Origin of the sequence: Candidatus Accumulibacter contiguus (assembly GCF_012940005.1) — a bacterium.
Taxonomy (GTDB): Bacteria; Pseudomonadota; Gammaproteobacteria; order Burkholderiales; family Rhodocyclaceae; genus Accumulibacter; species Accumulibacter contiguus.
In genome coordinates this window covers 1-18,754 of sequence record NZ_SPMX01000018.1, presented here as the reverse complement: position 1 = coordinate 18,754, position 18,754 = coordinate 1, and the positions used below count along the sequence as shown (strand labels likewise).

Below are 18,754 nucleotides of genomic sequence, written 5' to 3'. Positions count from 1 at the left end.
TCTCCTTCCCTACTTCCGGCTCACTTCGTGCAAGGTCAGCCAGTCGATTTCACAGTTGGCGAGAAGATTCTCTCGGCCACCCCAACGTTCGTCAGCGTTGGCCGGCAGGCGCTCGACGGCGCAGGCCTTGATCAGGATCAGCGCCTTCGCCTGACTGCGCAAATCGCCGAGTAGCCGCGTCAGATCCTCTTCGTGGAGCAATTTCAGCTGCACTTTCATGGTACTGACGGCAAAGGAAAAATCGCCGGCCGAGTTGCTGTCGAGCAAACGTTGTGGAGAAATCTCGTACTGCAGATCAAGCAGGCGACGTGTGTCACGAATGTCCTTGAGCAGTTCCACCCAGTCCAGACGCTGCTCTTCACCAATCATGCCACGCTCTTGCAGCTTGTTGAAAAGAATTGACTTCTGCCTGATCTCGCTTTCCTCGTCACGCACCCTTTTGAGCTTGCCGTCCGCCTCTTCGCGCTGTGCGGTGGCGACCAGCCTGGCGAGTTGTTCGCTGTCCAGGGTGTGCTGCGAGACATACAGCACCGCCAGCGCTGCGGCAAACATCGCCACGCTGGCCAGGATGCTCGCCTGCAGCTTGCGAAGGTCGGTGAGGTCGATTTTCATGAGCCGGCCGTCTTCTGGATCTGCAGTTTGAACGAGCGCGGCCGCAGGTCGTCGACCGCCGCATCACCACCTTTGAGCGACTTGCCCGAATCCAGGTCAAAAGGCTGTTGCAGTACCTCCACCTGCAGTTTCGGATTGCGCTTCAGGGTTTCGACCAGTTGCTTGAAAACGCTGAGTACCTGCCTTGGATGGCTGTCCGGACCTGGCCGCAGAGTGCCGTGCACGATCGCGATCTCGCTGCCGACAGGAGGCGTATGCAGCGCCTCTGCCGTGGCGGCCTCACGCGACGCCAACGCAGCCACTCTCCAATCGATGCCCTCGACTTCGACCGATGCGTCGCCCTGCAGGGCGTGACTGATTTCACGCCACAGGTACTCGGGCGAGGTGCTGCCTTTTTCCAGCTCGACGTAGCGATCGATGACTCGACGCAGGTTCTCGGTGGAGGTCGGAATCGCCGGGAAGGTTTTGACGATGTCATCGTAGCGCTGGCGGGCCAGAGTGGTTTCCTGTTGGATCATTGCCACTTCCCGCTTGAGCTGGTAGGCATCGTGGAACTGTTTGACGGACCACAGCAGGCAGCCGAGCAGTACGACTGCGCCCGTATTCTGGAGAACCGAGCGGATCAGCCAGAGATGATAGTTGTGGCGCTGCTGGTCGCTGGCAAACTGGGCACCTGGCGGGGCAGTGGCCAGGAGATGGAGGATGAGGGTCTCGCAGCGAGTATCCGGTGGCGGTGTTTTGAGGTGGCAGATGCGCGCGCAGTCCTCCATGTCGAGGATCGCAAACGACAAGGTTTCGCTGTTCACACAATGCCTCTCGATGGCATTTCTGGCGTTCGCATGCACGAGAAGATACGCGCTGATCGGCTGTTGGCGACCAAGGAGGCGCTGACTGACGAGGTACTGTTGCAGTTTGCGCGCTTCACTGGAAAATATCTGCGCAATGCCGTCAATGCTGTAGTTTTGCAGAGGAGTGAGGCGGCTGAAATGCAGTTCGCCCTTTTCCACGTAGGTCTGCCGGATGCTCTGGTCCTGAATCGTCAGCAACAGGCAGCGCTCGTCCAGAACACCAATTTTCCTGAGCAGCAAGGGGCCCAGCAAGGGCAGCGAATAAACGCCGGCGAGGGCCACCTCGGCACCGGCCAGAGCCGCCAGCCAGGGAGCGAAGGCCTCCTTGTTGGTGAGTGCGGCAAGCATGATGCGCTCGTCTCTGCGCCGGGATTTTTCATGTCCGAGCGAGATCGATGTGGTCAGTGAAGCATTGAAAAACTGCTGCCCGAGCTTGCGCGTGATGATCGAGCGTCGGTCCTCACCACGCAGGAAGGGGATCGTTTCCATGTGGAAACCTTCTTCCGAGACATTGGCCAGGAGGGTAAAGATGCTCTTCGAATGTTCTGCAAGGTAGCGGGTGAATTGCAGCCTGCCAGCTTCCGTGGCTTCGAAAACGCCCTCGTTGGTCAACACCCCGGCTCGCCAGTGGAAGGCCGTCAGCCGATGCGCACAGAGATAGATGAGGCGGCGGGCGGGCATGGCCTCAGGCCTTGATCTTGCTGATCACGTCGTAGACCGGCCCGAGAACAGACAGCATGATCCATCCGAGCAGGCTGCCCATCACCACGGTCAGCAGCGGTTCAATCAACTGCTGCATTTTCTGGACCGATTCCCGGACGTCACGAGTATAAAAATAACTGACATTCAGGAGTGCCTCGTCAAGCGCGCCGGTGCTTTCGCCGACGCGCAGCATACGGATCACCAGCGGCGGGAAGAAGCTGGTGCTGCGAAAGGCAGCCGTCACGTTCTGTCCATCACCAATCAGTTGTTCGACACGCTCCAGACCCTGGCGAATGACCAGGTTGCCGACGACGTCCTGCGTCGTTCGGATCGACTCGAGGATCGGTATTCCGGAGGCGTAGAGGAGGGCGAAAGTGTTGGCGAAACGCGAGAGGACGATCTTTCGCTGGATGTCGCCAAGTATCGGCAGGCTCAGCTTCAGGCCATCGAACCGGAAACGTGCCAGGGGATTGCTGTGCAGCAGTATTCGCAGCCCGAGAACCGCCAGTACCGGCAGTAGCAGTAGCAGGTACCAATAGGCGACCATCAGGTCGGAAATGAAAAAGAGGATCTGCGTCTGCATCGGCAGGACTTGCCCCATGTTTTTCACAAACATCTTGAGCTGTGGAACCAGGAAGACCATCAGGAAGAAAGTGGCGGCAAGAACCGTCGCGGCGACGAACGCCGGGTAGGCGATCATCTTCTTCAGTTGCGATGCGAGTTCGTCCTCCCACTTCAGCGATTCGTCGAGGCTCTGCAAGACTTCCGGCAAGCGGCCAGTGGCTTCGCCGGCGCGAATCAGGCTGACAAAGACTTTGTTGAAGACGCTCGGATGACTGTCCATGCCTTGAGAGAGTTTCTGGCCACCTTCGATCGATTCGATCAGGCTGGCCACCACCTCGCGGAAGCGCGGGTGTTCGAGACTGTCGCGCAGATCAGTCAAGCCTTCCAGGATGGGCACGCCGGCACGCACCAGTTGCTGCAGATGGAAGCAGAAGTGGATGAGTTCCCGGCGCGGAACCTTGTTGCTGGCAAGCCCGCTGCGGGTACTGAGCGGCTCGCCGTTGACCAGGTCAAGCTGCATGCGCCGCAGTCGCATTTCCAGATCCACGAGGTTGATGGCGTCCATCCTGCCCAGAACCATGCGTCCCTCGGGACTGACCGCCTTGTAGGTGTAGAGCGGCACGGCGGCTACATCCGGTTGGTCAGGTCGACGACCCGAGCGACTTCTTCGAGCGCGGTGGATCCGTCGAGAACGCGGCGCAGACCGTCATCGGCGAGGCTGACGAAACCCTGGCGGTCGGCGAGCTGGCGCATTTCGCGGAGGGTGCTGCGACGAGAGATCAGTTCGTCCATGTCGCCGTTGATCCGAAGCAACTCCATGATCGCCAAGCGTCCACGATACCCCTGGAAGTCACAACGTTCACAGCCGCCTGGCCGGTAGATGACCGGCCGCGGTGCATCGGCCGGGTTGCCCAGCAGGCGAGTCTCGTGCGCTTCGGGCTGGTAGGGGATCTTGCAGTGCACACAGAGACGCCGCACCAGCCGTTGCGCGATGATGCCGATGATGTTGCCGGCCATGATGTCCGGCAGGATGCCGATATCCAGCAGGCGCGGAATGGCCCCCAGTGCCGAATTGGTGTGCAGCGTCGAGTACACCTGGTGACCGGTCATTGCTGCACGCAGCGCCATCTCGGCGGTGTCGGCATCGCGTACTTCGCCAACCAGGATGATGTCCGGGTCCTGACGCATCATCGAGCGGATGCCATTGGCGAAATCGAGCTTCACCGAGTCGGCAGCGGAGGTCTGCCGGACCAGCGTCATCGGGTACTCGACAGGATCTTCGAGCGTCATGATGTTTACGCCCTCGGAATTGATGTGGTTGAGTACCGAATAGAGTGTTGTCGTCTTGCCGCTGCCGGTTGGCCCAGTCACGAAAACGATTCCTTCGGGACGGGCGATCATCAGTTTGAGCTGGTTGAGCTGCGTCTCGGAAAGACCCAGTCCTGCGAGCGGAACGATCCCCTTCTGACGGTCGAGAATACGCAGAACGATGTTCTCGCCGTGAATCGTCGGTTGTACCGAAGCCCGAAAATCAACCTGTCGGCCGCGCATGTTGAGCGAGATGCGGCCGTCCTGGGGGGCACGCGTTTCGGCAATGTTCATTCCCGACAGAACCTTGATGCGCACCGCCATCGCTGGCCAGTAGGTCTTGTGCAGCGAGCGAATCTGCCGCAGCATGCCGTCGATCCGGTAGCGGATGCGCAGGAATCTCGCTTCCGGCTCGAAATGGATGTCGGAAGATTCCTGCTTGACGGCATCCGTCAGGATCGAGTCAATCAGGCGGACGACCGGCTGGCTGTACTCGTCAGAGGAAGACTGCAGGCTGCGGAAGTCGATCTCGCCGGTTTCGATTTCGTGCAGGATGCCGTCGATCGACAGCTCATGACCATAGCACTGGTCGATGCTGCGATCGATTTCGCTCTCGCCGGCGAGCAGAGTGTCGATCACGATTTCATCGCCGGACAGGCTACGGATCCTGTCCAGTGCAACGATGTCGTTGATGTCGGCAATGGCTACCGTCAACCGCAGATGTTCTGCATCGTAGTCGAGCGGCAGCACATGGTGACGCTTGGCGAGGTCGCGCGGGACCAGCTTCAGCGCCGAGGGATCGATAATCGCATTCGATAAATCGACACCCTGTTTGCCCAGGCTTTCAGAGAGCGCGTCGCGCAGCGTCGCCTCGGAGACGAAGCCGAGTGAGACCAGGAGCTTGCCAATCGGGTGATTCGACTTGACCTGCTCCAGCAAGGCGATGCGCAACTGATCCTCGCTGAGGATGCCCTTGCTGATCAGGATCTGACCCAGCGGCCGCGAATGGGAATGGTCGGCAGGAGAGTTCGTGTAATTCATCATCGAGTGGGTCTGACAAAGCCATGACTCTTGGGCAAGCGCATGCAAGGATCGCTGCACGCGGGCAGGATCACGGTTGCAATTCAAGGATGCGTTTCTCGGCGGCTTGCCGGTCGAAGGCACTAGGCCGCGTTGCAGCGACGCTCAGCGCCATCTGGTAGTATTGTGTTGCCAGCTTGCTCTGGCGCAGATGGTCCAGGCTGACCGCGACGTTGAAAATGTAGTCGGCGTTATCGGGGTCCGCCGCATAGGCCTGAAAATACGCCTGTTGCGCGTCGCTCCAGCGACCCTGCCGGGCGTACAGATTGCCCAGCGTGAAATGCAGAGCCGACGAGTCCGGCTGGCTGGCGAGCAGGGTCTTCAAACGGCTTTCGGACGAACCCGTGTCGTTTTGCGCGCGCAGGTTGATCAGTGCCGCCTGCGCGCTGACGTCGCCGGGGTCGGACTCGAGGACCTGCAGGTACAATTCCTGCGCACGCTCGAACTGGCCGCGGCGGGTGGCGATCGCCGCCAGGCCGAGGAGCGCGTCCGAATTCCTGGCGTCGCTACGCAGTACCTCTTCGTAGCCGCCTTGTGCGTCACCGAGCCGATTTGCCTGCCATGCTTCGTAGGCCAGGCTCAGCGTCTGGTTCTGGATGGCCCGCTGGCTACCCGGACGGAAGACGCCCGCAGCTTCGCCTTGATGGGCACTCGCTGCACCCCTGCGCAGCCGCTCCGGATGCATTGCAAGCTTGCTCGGCGCTGGCTCTGGGCGCGGCAAGCCCGCAGCGCTTGGCGGCCGGGCCGGAGGTGCCTCTGCCACCGCCATCAGCGGTGGCGGCCGCGGCGGACCTGGCGGCTGGGCGGCCGGCAAGGTGGCGACCAGTGGTCTGGCCAGCGAGCCTGCGGAGATGGCCTGTAACTGCCACCAGAAGTAGACGCCGATCGCCAGCGTCGCGATGCCGCCGAGCCCGAGAAAAAGCCATAGGGCGGTGCGCGACCGCGGTGCCTGCTTGACGGCAAAAACATTTCTTGCCGCTGCCCGTGCCGCGGCGTCGTTACTGCGGGGGTCGGCCGGTGTCGGTCCCGGCAGGGGTCGGCTCGGCGGCGACCGGGTGGCTTCGGCTGCCGGGCCCGTGGCGTCTGCATCGGGGGGGCTGGAGAGCGGCGGCAGTGTCCAGGGCTGAGGACCAGACGGTGCTGATTCCAGCGGGTCTAGGCTCAGTTCGAGCGGGTCGTCGCTGCCGGTCGGGCTGGCGGCCTGCCGTTTGGCTTCTTCGGCGCGACGCAGCGCATCCATCAGCAGGCTCACTGCAGCGGCTCCGGAGGCTGGCCAGGCGGCGAGAAAGGCCGGTAGACCTGGTCGTTCCTGAAGAACTCCCGGTTCGGCAGGGACTCCCTGAAGCTGCTGAAGTCGCCCTCCACCGAAGCGTCCCGGATTACCGTCGGGCGCAGGAGAACGACGAGTTCCGACTTGGCCGAGGAGTTTGAGCGGGTATTGAACACCTCGCCAAGAAACGGGATGTCGCCGAGGCCTGGCAGGCGACCGTCACGGTTATCGAGCCGGTCTTCCATCAGGCCGCCGAGAACCGCGATGTCGCCACTCTCGACACGCATCATCGACTCGATCTCGCGCATGCGAATCTGCGGCACCAGGTTTTTGATGTTGTTCTTGGCGAGTTCCGGATTGGGATCCTGCTTCAGTTCGGCGATACTCGAAATCGATGGCCGAACGCTCAGGGTGACGGTGCCGTTGTCACTGATCTGTGCGGTCAGGCTCATGAAAAAGCCGATGGAAACGGACTGTGGCGTCGTCGTCGTGGTCACGGTGGCGTTGGTGTTGGTGTTGCCGGGAACGACGTCCTGCTTGACGTTGAAGTAGACGAAATCTTCAGAAACCTTGAGCGTTGCCGTCTGGTTGTTGAGCACCGCGAGCTTGGGACTGGAGAGTACCTTGACGGTGCCAAAAGCACGCAACAGCTCCACGGTTGCCAGCAGATTCAGCGGGTTGATCTGTCTGTACTTGATGACATACGGCGTCACGGCACTGGGCACGTTGGTCGTCAGCGTCGGTTTGTTGATGCTGTAGTCGGTTCCACTGGTCAGGCGGCTCCACTCGATACCTTGCTGGTAGCCATCGCTCAAGGTGACTTCGATGATCGTCGCTTCGATCAGCACCTGCCTTCTTGCGCCACTCATGACCCGATCGAGGAACTCCTGCACTTTTTCATGTTGCCTGGCGGTGGCCCTGACAGTGATCACCCCGCCTTCCGGATTGGCGATCACCGACGCCGCTTCGCGGAAGGTCATGTGCTTGACGATCGTTGCGCCAGCGTTCTGCACTGCCGCGGGATTCGGACTGGCCGCCAGCGACGGCACGATCTGGCTGCCGCGAGCAGCGGCGATTTTTGCAGCAGGCGCACCGGTGCCGGTCGTGCTCTGTGATGAGCTTTGCTCGGTCACCGTTTCGGTCGAGCCTTCCGGGAAAATCTTGTCGGTTTCGTGCAGCAGTTCTTTCAGGTTTTTCTCGAGAGTTTCCCAAAAGCGGTTTTTCGACTTGTTGTCGATCTGGATGCGCGAAGTGTTGCCGGTGCCGGCGGCACCCCCGCCACCGGTCGTCAGCGAGCTGGTCGAAATCTGCGTACTGGTCGATACCGTTCCCGTGACATCGCGGGCGATATTGACGTAATCGACCCTGTAATTCTTGAGGTATGGCGAGTCAGGCATCACCACCAGGTTCGGGCCATCCATCTCGAAGCGCATGTCGACCTGCTTGGCAATGCGGGTGAGCAATTGTGGCAGCGTCTGGTCAATGGCGTTGAGGGTCACCAGCCCGGTGAGCCCAGGATGGATGTCTACGTTCAGCCTGGCATCCCGGGCGAGGGCAAACAGCAGGTCGTGAACCTGCACGTTGTTGACGACGACGCTGTAGGTTTCCGTCTTGCCGGTGACTTTCGGCCTGGGTAGTGAGACGCTTTGCTGAACGGGCTGGGGAATTGCCCCCTGGCTCCTGGACACACTGTCGGCCTGCAGATGTCCGGCCGATGGCCCCTTGCTCAGCGTGGTCGGTGTGCAGGCGCAGAGCAGCAGTGCAAGAGAGATGAAACCAGGAATGCGCAGTATGCGCAGTTTGTTCATGGACACGCTCAAGCTTGATCCAGTCAAAGGGTGGTTTATGATACCATGCCGACACGTCGATACAAGTACATGATTTTTAGTGTATTAAGGATTGTCCATCGGGGCTCGCGAGAGCCGCTGCGAGCGAACTTTGGCGACCGCTCGCACATAGGGCTTGCTCGACGGGCTGATCTCTCCAAGCATCGCCAGCGCCGCGTTCGCCTGTTCGCGGGAAGGGTAGTCGCCGTAGATGACGCTGAGTCTTTCTCTGCCGCCGAACCGTGAACGATAAACCCGAACTTGCCGTAAATCGAGCGTCCTCATGTGCTTGATGATGAAATCGCTCACCTCCTGCTGGCTGCCGGCGTCAGTCATCAACAGTTGAATGAAATAATGACTGTCCGGGGTCTGCGTCAGCCAGTCCTCGGTCGCGGCAATTCGCTCGGCGAGCGTGCCTGGTTTGGTAGCACCGAGTGTTGCCGTCATTGGGGAAACCGGCTCAGGCGCTGCCACGGAAGAAACGGGCGAGGTCGTGCTGTCCAGCGGCCTGGTCATAGCCCATGCTGCTGCGTCGATCGCCGCTGCTGCCGGTAGGCTGCTGGCATGGTGGCTGCCGGCGAGATAGGCCAGACCGCCTGTCGTGCAGAGGGCGGTGGCGGCGCCAGCCCACAGCCAGCGTGCGCGCGCCGGGCCAGCGATGCGCTGGAACCGGGCGTCGCGAATTGCCGCCCGGACCTGCCTGCCATTGACCTGATGCAGCCCTTCGGAAAATGCAGCAAGCAGGGCTTTGTCGGCAAGAATGTTGATGCGCCGGGTCAGCCCCTCGGAGGCCCGGCTGATCAATCGAATGGCGCCCTGGGTAAACAGATCCGGGCCGTGGTAGCCGGCAGCGCGCAGACGGAACATCAGATAGACGGCGACGTCGTTGCGGTGCAGCGGTTCGAGCCTGAAATGATGGGTGATGCGGTCGTTGAGCTGGCGCATGGCGGTTTCACCCAGGCGTTGATCCAGCTCGGGTTGACCGAAGAGCACGATCTGCAGCAGCTTGTGCCGGCTCGATTCCAGGTTGGAAAGCAGACGAATTTCTTCGAGTGCTGCCGGTGGCATGGCATGCGCCTCGTCGATCAGGGCGACCACCTGGCGACCGTCAGCGTAGATTTCCAGCAGACGTTCCTGCAGCGAACGCAGCAGCAAATGAGCATGCCCTTGCTGCAGCGGCGGCGTCACAATTCGCAGTTCCCCGGCAATGGCCAGGAGGATTTCGTCCTGCGACAGCAAGGGGTTGGCCAGATAGACCGTCTCGACGTGGCCCGGAAGTTTTTCGAGCAGCATCCGGCAGAGCATCGTCTTGCCACTACCGACCTCACCGCAGACCTTGACGATTCCCTCATCGTGGGTAATCGCATAGATCAGCGCCTCGAGCGTGGCACCTCGCTGGGCCCCTGCGAAAAAGAACTCGGTGTGCGGTGTAATGCGAAAAGGCGCCTGCTGCAATCCGAAATGATCCAGGTACATCACTGCTCCCGCGCCGAGGATTCCATGCGATTGTAGAGCGTCGTGCGATGGATGCCGAGCAGGCGTGCCGCCTGACTGACATTCCCGTGCGCCAGCTTCAACGCGGCCTCGATGTAGCCGCGCTCCGTGGCATCGAGCAGGCGATCGAGGTTGAAGGGATCTTTTTGCCGCAGGCGATGCATTGCCGCAGCGATGAGCGCATCGCTGGTCAGTGCATCCGCACCGCTGGGCGAATTCACCGTGAACTCCTGCGGTTCGTCGGGGAGATCGAGTTCTGCGGCCAGCGCTGTGGCGTCGACGAGCCGACCCGAGTGCCGGGTGGTCAAGCGGATGACGATGTTGCGTAGCTCACGGACATTGCCGGGGAAGGGGTAGCTGCACCACAATTCTGCCGCTTCTGCAGAGAGGCTGAACGGCTGCTGCTGAGTTTGTGCCGCATAGTGTTGCCGGAAGTGGTCGAGAAGGACGAACCGGTCGTCGCCCATCTCGCGCAAGGGCGGGGCGACGATTGAACAGACCGACAGCCGATGGTAGAGATCAGCACGGAAGTTGCCCGCTTTGACCTCCTTGCGCAGGTCGCGGTTGGTGGCGGCAATGATGCGCGCCCGGCTGACACGCTTCTGGGTTTCGCCGACGCGCTGGTACTCGCCATTTTCCAATACTCGCAGCAGCTTGGCCTGGAGATCGAGTGCCAGTTCACCGATCTCGTCGAGGAAAAGCGTGCCGTCGGCAGCGTCTTCGAAATAGCCGGCTTTCTTCGTTACTGCACCGGTGAAAGCACCTCTGGAGTAGCCGAATAAGGTCGCTTCAACCAGGTTGGGCGAGATCGCGGCGCAATTGATCGCCAGGAATGGCCGGTAGCGACGACTGGTATCGTAATGCAGACAACTGGAAGCGATGACCTCCTTGCCGCTGCCCGATTCCCCCTCGATCAGCACCGGGAACGGTAAGTCAGCATATTGCAGGAGTTGCAAGTGCAGTTTTTGTATGGCCGGGCTGTTGCCGAGCAGTGGCGATGAGCCCTCGTGGCGCCCGTTGTCCACCGCACGAAACTCCAGCGCGCCCGTGAGGACTTGCTGCAGGTCGCCGGGGCTGCACGGTTTGGCGACAAAATCGGCAGCGCCGAGCGTTCGTGCATGGCGTGCATTACCCTCGTCGCTTTGTCCGGAGAGGACCACGATACGTATCCTGGGTGCAAGCTTGAGCAGGTCGGCAATCAGCGCAAAACCCTCATCGGGACGGTGCGGTACGGGTGCCAGGCCGAGGTCGACCAGCGCCAGTTCGGGCGCTCTGCGCAATTGTCGAAGCAGTTGCAGACAATGCGGACGCGAATGGCTGGTGAGCACTTCGAAAAGCGGGCTCAGCGAAATACTCAAGGTGTCACAGATCAGCGCATCGTCATCAACGATGAGCAGTAGTGGCTTTTCGGGCAGAGAATTTCCTGGGAGGGTGGGCATGCAATGCTTGTGATCGTGACCGAAGGGGGCTGTCGGACATTATTTCACAATTCTGGGCGCCCACCAGGCGCTGGTAACGCTCGAACCAATGGTCGCCAGCACCGACAGGAGGTGTGCACGGAGCGGCCATGGTGACGGTCAGGCGTCGTCGTCTCAGCGAATCCGCCTGACCTGCGCTCCGATCTGACCGAGTTTTTCCTCGATCCGTTCGTAACCCCGGTCGAGATGGTAGATCCGCTCGATCAGCGTCTCACCCTGCGCCACCAGCCCGGCGATGACCAGGCTGGCAGATGCGCGCAGGTCGGTGGCCATCACCGTCGCGCCTTGAAGACGCTCGACGCCGGTGACCATCGCGTTGCTGGCATCGATCTTGATGTCCGCACCGAGGCGGATCAGTTCGACGGCGTGCATGAAGCGATTTTCGAAAATCGTTTCGCGGATCACTGCGGACCCTTCGGCAACGCAGTTGATGGCCATGAATTGCGCCTGCATGTCGGTCGGAAAGGCCGGATAGGGCGAGGTGCGAATGCTGACTGCCTTGAGCCGCTGCGGTGCCTTGAGGGTGATCGCTGCGCGCTCGGTAACGATCTCGCAGCCGGCGTCGAGCAACTTGTCGACCACGGCGTCAAGGCAGGCTGCCGAAGTCCCGGTCAGACGAATGCTGCCACCGGTCGCTGCTGCGGCACAAAGATAGGTACCGGTCTCGATGCGATCGGCCATGATCGGATGCGCGGCCCCGTGCAGGCGTGTGACGCCGCGGATGCGAATCTTGTCGGTCCCGGCACCGGAAATCTGCGCGCCCATGGTAATCAGGCAGTTGGCCAGATCGACCACCTCTGGCTCACGCGCCGCATTCTCGATGATCGTTTCGCCCTCGGCGAGGACCGCCGCCATCATCAGGTTTTCGGTACCGGTGACGGTGACCATGTCGGTCACGATGTGCGCCCCCCTGAGGCCTCCGGCACCTGCCGTGGCATGGATGTAACCGTGCTCGACATGGATTCTGGCACCCATCGCCTGCAAGCCCTTGATGTGCTGTTCCACCGGCCGGGCACCAATCGCACAGCCGCCCGGCAGCGATACCCTCGCTTCACCATGACGCGCCAGCAAGGGGCCGAGCACCAGGATCGAGGCGCGCATGGTCTTGACCAGGTCGTACGGGGCAAGCGGGTTGTTGAGGCCGAGGCTGTTCAATAGCACGCCATCGTCGCCCTCGTGAGCAACCATGACGCCCATTTGCTCGATCAGGCGCAGCATCGTCGAGATGTCCTTGAGCCGCGGCACATTGCTCAGATGCAGCGGCTCGGGCGCGAGCAGGCTGGCGCAGAGAATCGGCAGCGCCGCATTCTTGGCACCGGAAATGGCGATTTCTCCACGGAGCGGCGTACCGCCCTGGATCAGCAGCTTATCCACGCGCCGCACTCCACTCTTCAGGGGTCTGGGTTTTCATCGACAGGGCGTGCAGTTCGCCGCTGTCGAAATGCCCGCGCAGCACTTCGTTGACGCGCTGCTGCCGCTGCACGCGATTTCTGCCGACGAACTCGGCACTGACGATCAGCGCCTCGAAGTGATGGCCGTCGCCCACGACTTGCAGATGCTCGCAGGACAGACCTGCGGCGATGATGTTCTGGATTTGTTCAGGCTGCATCATGATTCAGGACCTCAGTTTGTAACCACTGCGGAGGAGCGCCAGCGTCGCCGCAGATACCAGCAGGAAGCTCATGCCAACGACCGCCAGACTGTTTTCTGGCGGCACATCGGAGACGCCGAAAAATCCGAAGCGAAAACCGTCGATCATATAGAAGACGGGATTGAAACGCGATACTTGCTGCCAGAATTCAGGCAGCGAATGCAGCGAGTAGAAAACGCCGGAGAGCATCGTCAGCGGCATGATCAGGAAATTCTGAAAACCCGCCAATTGGTCGAACTTGTCAGCCCAGATGCCGGCGATCATGCCCAGTGCTCCCATCGTTCCGCCACCGAGAACGAGGAACGTCAGAATCCATAACGGTGCCACGAAGGTCGGCACGGCAAACCAGATCGTCACCAGCAGCACGCCCAGGGCCACCATCAAGCCGCGCAGCATCGCCGCGACGACATAGGCGAGAAAGAATTCGACGTAGGAGATCGGTGGCAAGAGAACGAAAATCACGCTGCCAGTCACCTTCGACTGGATCAAACTCGAAGAACTGTTGGCAAAGGCATTCTGCAGCGCCGACATCATCACCAGGCCGGGAACCAGAAAACTGGTGTAGGCGACACCATGCACCTGCACGTGCGCTTCGAGGACATGCGAGAAAATCATCAGATAGAGCATTGCCGTCAGCACCGGCGCGGCTATCGTCTGAAAGTTCACCTTCCAGAAGCGCAGCACTTCCTTGTAGAGCAGGGTCTGGAAACCGGATATCACGGTGCGGATTCCTTCCGGCGGTCACTGCTCTGCATCACGCCCAGGAACACATCCTCCAGGTCGGTCTGCGTCAGGCGCAGATCGTCAATCACGCAACCGGCCTCGCGCACGGCGGTGAGCAACGGTTCGATCTCGCCGAGATTGCCAAGAGGAAAGGTCCAGGTGCTCTCGCTTTGTGTTGCGCGCGCAGAGAGCATCGCTGGCAAGCTCGCGGCAGGCGCCAGGCGCAGGGTCAAAGTGTGGCCGGCGAAGCGTGCCAGCAGGTTGCTGGTCGTATCCAGAGCCACCACACGCCCCTGTTTGAGCATCGCAATCCGTCCGCACAAGGCTTCCGCTTCCTCGAGATAATGCGTGGTCAGGATCACCGTGTGCCCGTCGCGATTCAGGCGCCGGACGAATTGCCACAAGCCCTGCCGCAGTTCGACGTCGACCCCGGCGGTCGGTTCGTCGAGAACGATCACCGGCGGTTTATGCACCAGTGCCTGGGCGACGAGAACCCGACGCTTCATGCCGCCGGACAGGCGGCGCATGTTGGTATCTGCCTTGGCGGTCAGATCCAGGTTGGCGAGAATCTCGTCGATCCAGTCTTCATTGTGGCGAATTCCAAAATAGCCGGACTGAATGCGCAGGGTTTCGCGTACCGAAAAGAACGGGTCGAAAACGAGTTCCTGAGGCACCACGCCAAGCAGGCGGCGTGCGCTGCGGTAATCGCTGAGCACATCATGCCCCATCACCATCAGCTTGCCGGCATCTGGACGGGAGAGACCAGCCAGGCAGGAGATCAAGGTGGTCTTGCCGGCACCGTTGGGTCCCAGCAGACCAAAGAACTCCCCTTCGGCGATCTGCAGCGACACGCCGGCCAGTGCCAGCAGGGAGCCAAAGCGCTTTTCAACGCGCTCAATTGCAACTGCGACGCGCATGGAATTACGTTTTTCGACGGAGAATTTGCGGACCTGCTCAGGCGAGCGGGAGCAGTTCGGCGACGCCGTAAAGCGTCGCCAGGCTGATCAGATTTGCCGGCGGATGGGTAATGCGCAGGGCAAAGCCGTGCGCATCGGCCGTGCGCAGCCAGGCCAGAAGTACGCTCAGGGCCGAGGAATCCACTTCGGCGACCGCTGAAAGATCGACCTCCGTTGGCAACATGCGTGCCCGCAAGACAAGGCGCCCGGCCTCAAGCTGGGTGCGGGCGTTGGCGATGACCATCGGCGCGATGACGCGCAGGCCGCCCTCTGCCTGTTCGATCATTTCCTGCCGGATTCGAGTTGCTTGTTCCGATTGCTCAGCATCGTGATCAGCCCGTCGATGCCGTTGTTACTGACCTCCTGCTTGAAGGTGTCGCGATAATTGGTCACCAGGCTGACCCCGGCGACGATGACGTCGTATACCTTCCAGCTGTCGCCCAGCTTCTCCAGCGAGTAATCGAGCTGAACCGGCCGGTTTCCCGGCTGCACGATTTCGGTCTTGACCACCGCTTCGGCGTCGCCGGCCGCCACCTTGCTCGGCTTATAGACCACTGTCTGATTCTTGTAGGAAGTCAGCGCGTTCGAGTAGGTACGCACGAGCAGGGTCTTGAATTCCTCGGACAAGCGCTTCTTCTGTTCCGGAGTCGCTTTCTTCCAGTCTACTCCGACCGCCAGCGCGGTCATTCTCTGGAAATTGAAATACGGTAGAACCTTGCTTTCGACCAGATCGATGGCCTTCCGGGTATTGCCGCTCTGGATGTCCTTGTCCTGGCGAACGACGGTCAATACATCCTCGGTGACCTGCCGGACCATGGCGTCCGGTGCCAGTTCCTGCGCACTGGCGGAACCCAGCACGAGCAACAGACCAAACAGCAGCGACAGTAGGGACTTCATGGGCATTTCCTGGCAAATGGTGAGTGATGCTTGACGCTGCGCCTGAGCGGTCTAGCGGAGCGAGTCATCGTCAGACAGCTCGTGCGGCAACGCGCCATCGAAAATCTCGCTGCGGCGATGTTGCAGGTAGGCGTCCCTGATGTAGTCGTATTTGTCGAAAGCGGCTTCCTCGACCACCTTGTCGGAAGGCAGCAGGCTTGCGCGCCGGTCGATATATCGCGTCGCCACGAGGCTGTTGCGCCAGGCGATGTTGTCGATGCGCCATACCGGGTCGAAATAGGTGTCGGCCAGCCAGCCGAAGCTGTCGCGCGTCGTGCGCGGTCCGATGATTGGCCAGTAGAAGTAGGGGCCGTCACCGATTCCCCACTTGCCAAGTGTCTGGCCAAAGTCTTCGGAATGCTTGGTCAGGCCCACTTCGGAAGCGACGTCGAAAGCGCCGCCGATACCGGCGGTGGAATTGATCAGGACCCTGCCGACGTCTGAAACTGCCTGCCCAGCCTTGCCCTGCAGCAGATTGTTCACCGCCGTCCAGGCGTCCCAGATGTTGCCGAAGAAGTTGCCGATGACGACCTTCACGGGCAGCGGAGCCGCCGCGTCGTAGCCCTGTGCGACGGGCTTGACGATGACATCCAGGCCTTCATTGACGGCGAACATCGCCCGGTTGAAGCCCTCGAATGGATCCTTGGGGTTGTTCGCAGTGGTCGCGCAGCCGCTGCCAGCAAGGATCGCTACTGCACAGGCCAGGCAAGATACCGAGTTTGAAAGGGATGGCTTCACTGATTCTCCTTTGCGTTATTTATCGCTCTGCCCTTCGGAAGCCTTGTTGAACATGAACTGGCTGATCAGTTTTTCCAGGACCACTGCCGACTGTGTCTTGGCGATCGTGTCGCCGTTCTGGAGCATCTTTTCGTCACCGCCCGGATCCAGTCCAATGTACTGCTCGCCGAGCAAGCCGGCGGTCAGGATCAAGGCAAAGGTATCCTTCGGAAAACGATAGCGTGCGTCGATGGTGAAGCTTACCACGGCCTCGTACGTTTCCGGGTCGAAACGGACCTCGGCCACCCGGCCAACGACGACACCGGCGCTTTTGACCGGGGCACGCACCTTCAATCCGCCAATGTTAACAAACTTGGCCGTCAGTGAGTACGTATCGGAAAAGTTTGCTGCGGAGAGATTGCCGACTTTCAGTGCCAGAAAAAGCACTGCAGCCAAGCCCAGGGCAACGAAAAAACCGACCCACAGGTCGAGTAACTTGCGACTCATCAAGCCTCCCGGAGCATGAACGAGGTCAATACGAAGTCGAGCGCCAGAATCGCCAAGGCCGACTTGACGACTGTACCCTTGATCGAGCTTGACACGCCTTCAGCGGTTGGTTGCGCGTCGTACCCCTCAAAAACGGCAATCAGGGAAACGGCAATCCCGAAAACAAAACTCTTGACGATACCGCTCCAGATGTCGTGACGAAAATCAACCGAAGCCTGCATCTGCGACCAGAATGCCCCTTCATCGACGCCGATGAAAATGACTCCGATCAGATAGCCGCCGAAGACCCCGGTGGCAGAGAAAAGCGCCGCCAGCAAGGGCATGGAGATGACGCCTCCCCAGAAACGGGGCGCCACCACACGGGCAATCGGATTGACCGCCATCATGTCCATTGCGGTGAGTTGCTCGGTCGCCTTCATCAACCCGATTTCGGCCGTAATCGATGAGCCGGCGCGCGAGGCGAAGAGCAGGGCAGCCACCACCGGGCCCAGTTCTCGGACCAGCGACAGAGCCACCAGAATTCCCAGTGCATCGGCCGAGCCGTAACGCTGCAGGGTTTCGTAACCCTGCATGCCCAGCACCATGCCGATGAACAGTCCGGAGACCATGATGATCAGCAGCGACTGGAAACCGGAAAAATAAATCTCGCGGATCGTCAGGTGCAGACGACGGAAGGACTGTCCGGAGTGACGCAGCAGCACGAAAAAAAAACGGGTCGCAAAGCCCAGGCGCTGCAGGGCGTCGTTGACGCGGTGCCCCAGACCGGCAATGGCCGGCAGGATGGAGCCCCGGCGCTGGCTAGGAGCGTCCATTTGCGCCTCTCCCCAACAGTTCCCGAGCAAGAGGATCTGCCGGATAGTGGAAGGGTACCGGTCCGTCTGCCTCCGCGAAAACGAACTGATGGACGAAGGGATGCCGGGAGGCCCGGATTTCGTCCGGTGTCCCGAGCGCGACGATTTTTCCTTCAGACATGAAATAGATGAAATCGACGATCAGCAAGGACTCCTGAATGTCATGGGTGACCATGATCGTCGTCGCGCCCAGTGCGTCATTGAGCTGGCGGATCAACTGACCGATGACGCCCAGTGAAATCGGATCGAGACCGGCGAACGGCTCGTCATACATGATCAGCATCGGATCGAGAGCGATCGCCCGTGCCAGCGCTACCCGTCTGGCCATGCCACCGGAAAGCTCGGCCGGCATCAGATGATGCGCGCCGCGCAGGCCAACGGCGTTGAGTTTGAGCAACACCATGTCGCGAATCAGTTCTTCCGGCAGGTCGGTGTGCTCGCGCATCTGGTAGGCGACGTTGTCGAATACCGAGATGTCGGTGAACAGCGCACCGAACTGGAAGAGCATGCCCATGCGCCGGCGCAGCTCGTAGAGATCATCATCCTTCAGTTCGGGAACCGACTGGCCGTCGACCAATACTGCCCCGCGGCTCGGCCTGAGCTGTCCGCCGATCAGCCGCAATAAAGTGGTCTTGCCACACCCGGAACCACCCATGATGGCCACGACCTTGCCGCGCGGGATCTGTAGACTGATGCCCTTGAGGATCGATCGATCCTCATAGGCAAAGTCGAGATCACCGATCTCGACGAGATTATCTGCAGTCACAGCATATCACTCTGAGCAAAGCACGAATTATACCTGAGCACTGCGGCGATTCACCGTGAAATACTTGCCGCCCAGGGCAATCGCTTACACGGATAGCATGATGTCTTCGCTCGCCGTCGCCGAGAAAGCGAGACTGATCAAGGATTCGCGGTAATCCTGATGCCGGTCGGCGTGAACGCGTCGGCGGCGCAAACCCATCTTCGGGCTACCCACTTAAGCCGGGACAGATTGCAATTTCAATGGGTTACGCACGACCCGTTGGCGGGCTTTCCGAGGCATGGGAAGTTCCCCCATCTGGCTGACCAGCCAGTCGAAAAGATCAGGGAACGATGTACCAAACAAGCGTGCGGCCGCCGTAGTTCCGTCATGGCGTCTCAACCCATAGTGGTGGATGACCGTCAAAGCCTTCAGACGCCTTTCCGTCCACCCACGCCCGTTATGGTACATCTGGGAAAGGCAACCATT

19 protein-coding genes are annotated in these 18,754 nt (G+C 60.5%); all 19 read right to left on the bottom strand.

The annotated features are described in order from the left end of the window. Positions 1 to 9: 9 nt before the first annotated feature. A complete protein-coding gene (locus E4Q08_RS08055) occupies positions 10 to 612 on the bottom strand; it encodes a hypothetical protein (RefSeq protein WP_169069995.1) in 603 nt (200 codons plus the stop codon). After that, positions 609 to 2,141, bottom strand: a complete 1,533-nt coding sequence (locus E4Q08_RS08050; protein ID WP_034917756.1) for a hypothetical protein — start codon at positions 2,139 to 2,141, stop codon at positions 609 to 611. The genes E4Q08_RS08055 and E4Q08_RS08050 overlap by 4 nt, the downstream gene beginning before the upstream one ends. 4 nt (positions 2,142 to 2,145) lie before the next feature. After that, on the bottom strand, positions 2,146 to 3,348 hold the full coding sequence (locus E4Q08_RS08045) for a type II secretion system F family protein (protein WP_169069994.1): 1,203 nt from the start codon (positions 3,346 to 3,348) through the stop codon (positions 2,146 to 2,148). A gap of 5 nt (positions 3,349 to 3,353) precedes the next feature. After that, positions 3,354 to 5,078 (bottom strand): GspE/PulE family protein, encoded by a 1,725-nt coding sequence (locus E4Q08_RS08040; protein WP_169069993.1) that lies wholly within the window; start codon positions 5,076 to 5,078, stop codon positions 3,354 to 3,356. Positions 5,079 to 5,145: 67 nt separating this feature from the next. Further along, the gene (locus tag E4Q08_RS08035; RefSeq protein ID WP_169069992.1) at positions 5,146 to 6,366 is read right to left on the bottom strand and encodes a tetratricopeptide repeat protein; all 1,221 of its coding nucleotides are present in this window, start codon (positions 6,364 to 6,366) and stop codon (positions 5,146 to 5,148) included. Continuing rightward, positions 6,363 to 8,192 (bottom strand): type II secretion system protein GspD, encoded by a 1,830-nt coding sequence (locus E4Q08_RS08030; protein ID WP_211203355.1) that lies wholly within the window; start codon positions 8,190 to 8,192, stop codon positions 6,363 to 6,365. Before E4Q08_RS08030 ends, E4Q08_RS08035 begins: the two co-directional genes overlap by 4 nt. A gap of 84 nt (positions 8,193 to 8,276) precedes the next feature. Next, positions 8,277 to 9,686, bottom strand: a complete 1,410-nt coding sequence (locus E4Q08_RS08025) for an AAA family ATPase (protein WP_211203354.1) — start codon at positions 9,684 to 9,686, stop codon at positions 8,277 to 8,279. Then, entirely contained in the window at positions 9,686 to 11,143 is a 1,458-nt protein-coding gene (locus E4Q08_RS08020) for a sigma-54-dependent transcriptional regulator (RefSeq protein WP_169069989.1), read from the bottom strand. The genes E4Q08_RS08025 and E4Q08_RS08020 overlap by 1 nt, the downstream gene beginning before the upstream one ends. Positions 11,144 to 11,296: 153 nt before the next feature. After that, positions 11,297 to 12,556: a UDP-N-acetylglucosamine 1-carboxyvinyltransferase gene (gene murA, locus E4Q08_RS08015; RefSeq protein WP_169069988.1), complete on the bottom strand. Its 1,260-nt coding sequence runs from the start codon at positions 12,554 to 12,556 to the stop codon at positions 11,297 to 11,299. Next, on the bottom strand, positions 12,549 to 12,794 hold the full coding sequence (locus tag E4Q08_RS08010; RefSeq protein WP_169069987.1) for a BolA family protein: 246 nt from the start codon (positions 12,792 to 12,794) through the stop codon (positions 12,549 to 12,551). The genes murA and E4Q08_RS08010 overlap by 8 nt, the downstream gene beginning before the upstream one ends. Positions 12,795 to 12,797: 3 nt before the next feature. Further along, on the bottom strand, positions 12,798 to 13,550 hold the full coding sequence (locus E4Q08_RS08005) for an ABC transporter permease (protein WP_169070092.1): 753 nt from the start codon (positions 13,548 to 13,550) through the stop codon (positions 12,798 to 12,800). After that, the gene (locus tag E4Q08_RS08000; protein ID WP_169069986.1) at positions 13,550 to 14,473 is read right to left on the bottom strand and encodes an ABC transporter ATP-binding protein; all 924 of its coding nucleotides are present in this window, start codon (positions 14,471 to 14,473) and stop codon (positions 13,550 to 13,552) included. The genes E4Q08_RS08005 and E4Q08_RS08000 overlap by 1 nt, the downstream gene beginning before the upstream one ends. 37 nt (positions 14,474 to 14,510) lie before the next feature. Next, positions 14,511 to 14,798: an STAS domain-containing protein gene (locus E4Q08_RS07995; RefSeq protein ID WP_248594774.1), complete on the bottom strand. Its 288-nt coding sequence runs from the start codon at positions 14,796 to 14,798 to the stop codon at positions 14,511 to 14,513. Further along, a complete protein-coding gene (locus E4Q08_RS07990; protein WP_372703566.1) occupies positions 14,795 to 15,415 on the bottom strand; it encodes an MlaC/ttg2D family ABC transporter substrate-binding protein in 621 nt (206 codons plus the stop codon). The genes E4Q08_RS07995 and E4Q08_RS07990 overlap by 4 nt, the downstream gene beginning before the upstream one ends. 45 nt (positions 15,416 to 15,460) lie before the next feature. Continuing rightward, complete coding sequence (locus E4Q08_RS07985) at positions 15,461 to 16,186, bottom strand: MlaA family lipoprotein (protein WP_169069984.1); 726 nt, start codon at positions 16,184 to 16,186, stop codon at positions 15,461 to 15,463. 15 nt (positions 16,187 to 16,201) lie between these two features. Beyond that, on the bottom strand, positions 16,202 to 16,672 hold the full coding sequence (gene mlaD, locus E4Q08_RS07980; RefSeq protein ID WP_169069983.1) for an outer membrane lipid asymmetry maintenance protein MlaD: 471 nt from the start codon (positions 16,670 to 16,672) through the stop codon (positions 16,202 to 16,204). Continuing rightward, positions 16,672 to 17,484, bottom strand: coding sequence for a lipid asymmetry maintenance ABC transporter permease subunit MlaE (gene mlaE / locus E4Q08_RS07975; RefSeq protein WP_169069982.1), 813 nt, complete (start codon positions 17,482 to 17,484; stop codon positions 16,672 to 16,674). Before mlaE ends, mlaD begins: the two co-directional genes overlap by 1 nt. Continuing rightward, positions 17,471 to 18,289, bottom strand: a complete 819-nt coding sequence (locus E4Q08_RS07970) for an ABC transporter ATP-binding protein (RefSeq protein ID WP_169069981.1) — start codon at positions 18,287 to 18,289, stop codon at positions 17,471 to 17,473. The genes mlaE and E4Q08_RS07970 overlap by 14 nt, the downstream gene beginning before the upstream one ends. A gap of 213 nt (positions 18,290 to 18,502) precedes the next feature. Continuing rightward, positions 18,503 to 18,754: DUF6399 domain-containing protein (locus E4Q08_RS24535; RefSeq protein WP_256435963.1), on the bottom strand; the 252-nt coding region annotated here is incomplete at its 5' end.

What these genes read in the sequence shown, in the direction of transcription:
- E4Q08_RS08055 (WP_169069995.1), bottom strand. Translation starts at nt 612, where the DNA reads ATGAAAATCGACCTCACCGACCTTCGCAAGCTGCAGGCGAGCATCCTG.
- E4Q08_RS08050 (WP_034917756.1), bottom strand. Translation starts at nt 2,141, where the DNA reads ATGCCCGCCCGCCGCCTCATCTATCTCTGTGCGCATCGGCTGACGGCC.
- E4Q08_RS08040 (WP_169069993.1), bottom strand. Translation starts at nt 5,078, where the DNA reads ATGATGAATTACACGAACTCTCCTGCCGACCATTCCCATTCGCGGCCG.
- E4Q08_RS08030 (WP_211203355.1), bottom strand. Translation starts at nt 8,192, where the DNA reads ATGAACAAACTGCGCATACTGCGCATTCCTGGTTTCATCTCTCTTGCA.
- E4Q08_RS08025 (WP_211203354.1), bottom strand. Translation starts at nt 9,686, where the DNA reads ATGTACCTGGATCATTTCGGATTGCAGCAGGCGCCTTTTCGCATTACA.
- E4Q08_RS08020 (WP_169069989.1), bottom strand. Translation starts at nt 11,143, where the DNA reads ATGCCCACCCTCCCAGGAAATTCTCTGCCCGAAAAGCCACTACTGCTC.
- E4Q08_RS08010 (WP_169069987.1), bottom strand. Translation starts at nt 12,794, where the DNA reads ATGATGCAGCCTGAACAAATCCAGAACATCATCGCCGCAGGTCTGTCC.
- E4Q08_RS08000 (WP_169069986.1), bottom strand. Translation starts at nt 14,473, where the DNA reads ATGCGCGTCGCAGTTGCAATTGAGCGCGTTGAAAAGCGCTTTGGCTCC.
- E4Q08_RS07995 (WP_248594774.1), bottom strand. Translation starts at nt 14,798, where the DNA reads ATGATCGAACAGGCAGAGGGCGGCCTGCGCGTCATCGCGCCGATGGTC.
- E4Q08_RS07990 (WP_372703566.1), bottom strand. Translation starts at nt 15,415, where the DNA reads ATGCCCATGAAGTCCCTACTGTCGCTGCTGTTTGGTCTGTTGCTCGTG.
- mlaD (WP_169069983.1), bottom strand. Translation starts at nt 16,672, where the DNA reads ATGAGTCGCAAGTTACTCGACCTGTGGGTCGGTTTTTTCGTTGCCCTG.
- mlaE (WP_169069982.1), bottom strand. Translation starts at nt 17,484, where the DNA reads ATGGACGCTCCTAGCCAGCGCCGGGGCTCCATCCTGCCGGCCATTGCC.